Below are 6,273 nucleotides of genomic sequence, written 5' to 3' on the forward strand. Positions count from 1 at the left end.
AAAATTATATTTAGAGGGCTAAGTTATAAAAAATATCTTTTTGAAGTTTGCAAAAAAAATGCTTTATACTATTGTTTTAAGAACTTTTAAATATTTAGTAGTTTTAGTATAAGTTGTTAAAAACGATTGTATTATAGTGCTTTATGCCTTAGTTGGAATAACATATGTTTTAATTACGAATACAGAAATATTCGTTAGGTTAACTTTTGGCATACATATTGAAAAGGTCTAGAAAAATTATTTTATAATGAGAACAATTTCAAATCAATTCACTAAACTATTTTTAATCGCATTCCTAACTATTACTGCTATGGCTGTAGGACAGACGTCTTTAATAAAAACGGATGTATCAATATATCCTAAACCAGAGAAAGGGTATAAACAAATGATTATTGAAGTTCCGCATTCAGCTAATGATAGTAACAAAAAAATAGAATTTGTTATTGGAAAATGGATGGAAGTAGATACTTGTAATAAACACGGTCTTGTAGGAAGTATAGAAAAAAAGGATCTTAAAGGATGGGGGTATTCGTATTATAATTTTACGACCGATGGTGGAGTTATATCTACTAGAAAGGCTTGTTTTGAAAGTAGTACAGTCAGAAAGTTTGTTACCAGTCAACCAACAACAGTAAGATACAACGGGAAATTACCAATTGTAATTTATGTACCAGAAGGTTATGATGTTCAATTTAAGATATTCAAGGCAGAAGATGATGTATATCGTGCTAGTGAGGTAAAACAGAAATAAAAGTAAACTTAAAAGCGCTGTGATTTAATTCCAGCGCTTTTTTAATTGTGTTAAAAAAAAGAAGGTATAAATCTAGCTTAGACCTTAAAAATAACAAAAGAGCTTATTTGTTTAACCTTCTTACTTAAAAACAAAATTATTTTGTTGCTTAGTAGCAAAAGCATTCATTTTCTTTTAGCGATTTAATTTTGGTAACTAAAAATAAAGATATAACTTTGCCTCGTTCATTAACGTATTGATGTTATCAAGAAAGGTGGAGGGAATAGACCCTTTGAAACCTTAGCAACCCTTTGTGCAAACAAAGAAGGTGCTACATTCTACTGCATTCGCAGGGAGATAACGAAAAGAATTTTACTTCCTCTTTTCCTGATAACATTACACTAAATATCAGGAATGTCAAACATTTATCAAGAAATACAAAAACGAATTCTCGTACTCGATGGTGCTATGGGAACCATGCTTCAGGAATATAAGTTTACTGAAGAAGATTTTCGTGGAGATCGCTTTAAAGATTATCCAACTCCGTTACAAGGAAACAACGACTTGTTATCCATTACGCAACCCGAAGCTGTAAAAGAAGTACACAGAAAATATTTTGCTGCAGGGGCAGACATTGTAGAAACCAATACTTTTTCAGGAACTACCATTGCCATGGCAGACTATCAAATGGAAGATTTGGTATACGAGTTAAATTATGAATCAGCGAGAATAGCTAAAGAAGCAGCTGACGAATTTACAGCTAAAGAACCCCACAAACCACGATTTGTAGCAGGCTCAATAGGGCCAACAAATAGAACAGCAAGTATGTCGCCTGATGTAAATGATCCAGGATACAGAGCTGTAACCTTTGACGAGTTACGTATTGCGTATAAACAACAAGTAGAAGCATTGATAGATGGAGGGTCTGATATTTTGTTAGTAGAAACCGTATTTGATACCTTAAATGCAAAAGCAGCTTTGTTTGCGATAGAAGAAGTAAAAGCGGAACGAAATATAGAAATTCCTATCATGATTTCTGGAACCATTACTGATGCTTCAGGAAGAACGTTGTCAGGGCAAACAGCAGAAGCTTTTTTAATCTCAATATCACACATTCCGTTACTATCCGTAGGATTTAATTGTGCTTTAGGAGCTAACTTATTACAACCTCACCTAGAGGCAATCGCTTCTAAAACAGAATTTGCTATTTCGGCACATCCTAATGCAGGATTGCCCAATGCCTTTGGAGAATACGATGAAACTCCAGAAGAAACCGCAGAACAAATAGAAGAATACCTAAAGAAGAATCTAATCAATATTATAGGAGGGTGTTGTGGTACCACACCAAAACATATTTCAGCAATAGCAGCAATAGCAGCGAAGTACAAACCGCGTCACGCTGAGTTTATTTCAGTAACACAAAATAGTTAGTAGATGAGTGAAGAAAGACGACATATGAAGTTATCTGGTTTAGAACCGTTAATTGTTACACCCGAAAGTAATTTTATCAATGTAGGTGAGCGAACCAATGTAGCAGGATCACGTAAATTTCTCCGATTGATAAAAGAAGAAAAGTTTGATGAAGCCTTGGCAATTGCCCGTCATCAAGTAGATGGTGGGGCGCAAATTATTGATATTAATTTCGATGATGGTTTAATTGAAGGAAAAGAAGCCATGGTGCGCTTTTTAAATCTAATTGCATCCGAACCAGATATTGCGAGAGTTCCTATTATGATTGACAGTTCTAAATGGGAAATTATTGAAGCTGGATTACAGGTAGTACAAGGAAAATCGGTCGTAAACTCTATTTCTTTAAAAGAAGGAGAAGAAAAGTTTATTTGGGAAGCTACGCAAATTAAACGATACGGAGCCGCAGTAATTATCATGGCTTTTGATGAAGTTGGGCAAGCAGATACTTACAAACGAAGAATTGAAATAGCAGAGCGTTCCTACAATATATTAGTGGACATCGTCCACTTTCCGCCAGAAGATATTATTTTCGATTTAAACATCTTTCCTGTAGCTACAGGAATGGAAGAACATCGAAAAAATGCGTTAGATTTTATTGAAGCTACCCGATGGGTACGTGAAAATTTACCCCATGTAAGTGTAAGTGGTGGCGTAAGTAATGTATCGTTTTCTTTTAGAGGTAATAATGTGGTTCGTGAAGCCATGCACTCGGTGTTTTTATACTATGCTATCAAAGCAGGTATGAATATAGGAATTGTAAATCCCGCAATGTTGGAGGTGTACGACGATATTCCGAAGGATTTATTAGAACATATTGAAGATGTTGTTTTGGATAGGAGAGACGATGCAACTGAACGCTTATTAGAATTTGCTGAAACAGTAAAAGGAACTAAAAAAGAAAGCAACGAGCAGGTTTTAGAATGGAGGAGTTTACCGTTACAAGAACGTATTACACATTCGTTAGTAAAAGGAATAGATACTTTTATTGAAGAAGATGCAGAAGAAGCTCGTTTAAGCGTTACAAAACCATTACACGTTATTGAAGGACATTTAATGACAGGAATGAACGTAGTTGGAGATTTGTTTGGAGAAGGAAAAATGTTTTTACCACAGGTAGTAAAATCTGCTAGAGTGATGAAGAAAGCAGTAGCCTATTTAAACCCGTATATAGAAGCCGACAAAAGCGAAGAACAGCAAGCTATAGGAAAAATACTCATGGCAACCGTAAAAGGAGATGTACACGATATTGGTAAAAATATAGTATCTGTTGTTTTAGGGTGTAATAACTACGAAATAGTAGATTTAGGAGTAATGGTTCCGCCAGAGAAAATCATTGAAACTGCTAAAAACGAAAAAGTAGACGCTATTGGTTTAAGCGGATTGATAACACCTTCGTTAGATGAAATGGTGTATTTAGCAAAAGAAATGGAGCGTCAAAACTTGGAAATTCCATTATTAATTGGTGGAGCAACAACTTCAAAAGCACATACAGCTGTAAAGATTGATACGCAGTATAAAAATGCAGTAGTACACGTAAACGATGCGTCAAGAGCGGTAACTGTAGTTGGAGATTTATTAAACAAAGAAACCTCCAATGAATATGTTGCCAAGTTGAAGAAAGATTATGAAGAATTTCGTGATAAGTTTTTAAAACGAGGAAAACAAAAGCATTACATACCTATTGCAGAAGCAAGAGAGCGAAAATTCAAAATAGATTGGGAAACAACTAATATTACCAAGCCTAAAGAATTAGGTGTACAAAAGTTAGAACAGGTAAGTTTAAAAGATTTAGTACCGTATTTTGATTGGAGTCCGTTTTTTCGTTCATGGGATTTACACGGAAAATATCCAGATATTTTAGAAGATGAAATAGTAGGAGTAGAGGCAACTAGTTTATATAAAGATGCACAAGAAATGTTGCAACAAATTATAGAAAAACAAGCCTTAAAACCCAAAGCTATTTTTGGTTTGTTTGAAGCGAATACAATTAACGATGATGATATTTCTGTACAAAAGAAAGGAAAGGAAGTAGTTGTGTTTAGAACTTTACGCCAGCAGTTAAAAAAGCGTGAAGGAAAACCAAGTTTTGCATTGGCAGATTTTATTGCGCCTAAAGAAACAGAGAAAAAGGATTATGTGGGAGCTTTTTGTACCGCCATTTTTGGAGCTGATGAATTGGCATTACGATACAAAGAAAATCACGATGATTACAATGCTATTATGGCACAAGCCATTGCCGACCGTTTTGCTGAAGCTTTAGCTGAATATTTACACCACAGAGTTAGAACCAAACATTGGGGCTACGCTTCCGAAGAAAATTTAACTAATAATGAATTAATAAAAGAAGATTACAAAGGAATTCGTCCAGCACCTGGTTACCCTGCATGTCCAGACCATTTGGAGAAAGAGACCATTTGGGAGCTTTTACAGGTAGAAAAGAATATAGGAGTAACCTTAACCGAAAGTTTAGCTATGTGGCCAGCAGCAGCAGTTTCGGGATATTACTTTGCTAACGAAGAAGCTAAGTATTTTGGTTTAGGAAAAATAACAGACGACCAAGTAAGAGATTACGCAGAAAGAAAAAACATAGCCTTAGAGAAAGCCAGAAAATGGTTGCATTCTAATATTTCAGACAATTAAGAATAATTTAAAATAAACAAACAGAAGAGCGTATTTAATTAACAATAAGTTTTAAGTTAGGTAAACTAAAAGCTACAAAACAATAGTAATATTGCCCTATAAAAAATCAATAAAATTAAACAAATGAAAAAGTATAATTTAGAGATTCGGTTTGCAATACAATTACTGGTAATGGCAGCGGTATCGTTATTTGTAGCCTCATTGGTGTAATTAAATACGCCTTTATAAGCCATACTTATGAAGGTAACAGAACACTTAGAAAAAGCGAACGGAACATCACTATTTTCGTTTGAAATACTTCCACCATTAAAGGGAGATACAATAGAGTCAATATTTAAAAATATTGATCCGTTAATGGAGTTTAACCCACCATTTATAGACGTAACCTACCATCGTGAAGAATACGTGTATAAAGAGTTAGGGGACGGACTCTTAAAAAAACAAGTGGTAAAAAAACGTCCAGGTACGGTAGGTATTTGTGCGGCGATTCAAAATAAATATCAAGTAGATGCCATTCCGCATATTTTATGTGGAGGATTCACCAAAGAAGACACCGAAAACTTTTTAATTGACCTCGACTTTTTAGGAATTGATAACGTAGTTGCATTGCGAGGTGATGCTGTAAAAAGCGAAACCTATTTTAAACCAGAAAAAGAAGGACACGGGTATGCTAGTGAGCTAGTTACGCAGATAGAAAACCTAAATAAAGGAAGGTATTTAGATGATGATTTGCAAAACTCATCAAAAACCGATTTTTGTATTGGGGTAGCAGGATATCCTGAAAAGCACATGGAAGCACCAAGTTTAGATTCTGACATTCATTTCTTAAAGAAGAAAATCAAAAACGGAGCAAACTATGTAGTAACTCAAATGTTTTTCGATAACGAAAAATACTTTGAGTTTGTAGAAAAATGCAGAGAAGAAGGTATTACGGTTCCTATTATTCCTGGGTTAAAGCCTATTTCGACCAAAAAACAATTGAATTTAATCCCATACCGATTTAAGGTGGATTTACCAGATGTTTTGGTAAAAGAGGTTGTGAATTGTAAAAGTAATGCAGAAGTACGACAAGTAGGAGTGGAGTGGTGCATAGCTCAAAGTAAGGAATTACAACAAAAAGGAGTGCCTATTTTACATTATTACTCAATGGGAAGATCAACCAATATTCAACAAATAGCTAAGGCAGTTTTTTAGTAGTAGGGCGATATCCAATGGTTTAACTCCTCGAGGTAGTTGGTTACTAACCGTCATTTCGAACCGAGTGAAACGGAGTGTGAGAAATCTCATTAAACGAGTAACTTACCTCAAAGAGATTCCTCCTCGTACCTCGTTCGGAATTGTAAAGGTTAACTAATTCGTTGACAAAATCTTATATTTTGTTATGCGTATAAATACAGATGATTTAACTCTAGTTCGAAGCTATTTACAGAAAT

The 6,273-nt window shown here is 34.7% G+C and carries 4 protein-coding genes and 1 riboswitch; all 4 genes read left to right on the plus strand.

Annotated features, from left to right (window positions below):
* Positions 1-247: 247 nt before the first annotated feature.
* The 4 genes from C7448_RS15530 to metF all read left to right on the plus strand — a co-directional run bounded on the left by C7448_RS15530 (position 248) and on the right by metF (position 6,034).
* Complete coding sequence (locus tag C7448_RS15530) at positions 248-751, plus strand: ecotin (RefSeq protein WP_115902326.1); 504 nt, start codon at positions 248-250, stop codon at positions 749-751.
* A gap of 238 nt (positions 752-989) precedes the next feature.
* Positions 990-1,094, plus strand: a riboswitch (SAM riboswitch).
* 50 nt (positions 1,095-1,144) lie between these two features.
* Entirely contained in the window at positions 1,145-2,161 is a 1,017-nt protein-coding gene (locus C7448_RS15535; RefSeq protein ID WP_115902327.1) for a homocysteine S-methyltransferase family protein, read from the plus strand.
* A 3-nt stretch (positions 2,162-2,164) separates the two neighbouring features.
* Positions 2,165-4,840: a methionine synthase gene (gene metH / locus C7448_RS15540; RefSeq protein WP_115902328.1), complete on the plus strand. Its 2,676-nt coding sequence runs from the start codon at positions 2,165-2,167 to the stop codon at positions 4,838-4,840.
* A gap of 237 nt (positions 4,841-5,077) precedes the next feature.
* A complete protein-coding gene (gene metF / locus C7448_RS15545) occupies positions 5,078-6,034 on the plus strand; it encodes a methylenetetrahydrofolate reductase [NAD(P)H] (RefSeq protein ID WP_115902329.1) in 957 nt (318 codons plus the stop codon).
* The last annotated feature ends 239 nt before the right edge of the window (positions 6,035-6,273 follow it).

It is taken from the genome of Tenacibaculum gallaicum (assembly GCF_003387615.1).
Lineage (GTDB): Bacteria > Bacteroidota > Bacteroidia > Flavobacteriales > Flavobacteriaceae > Polaribacter > Polaribacter gallaicus.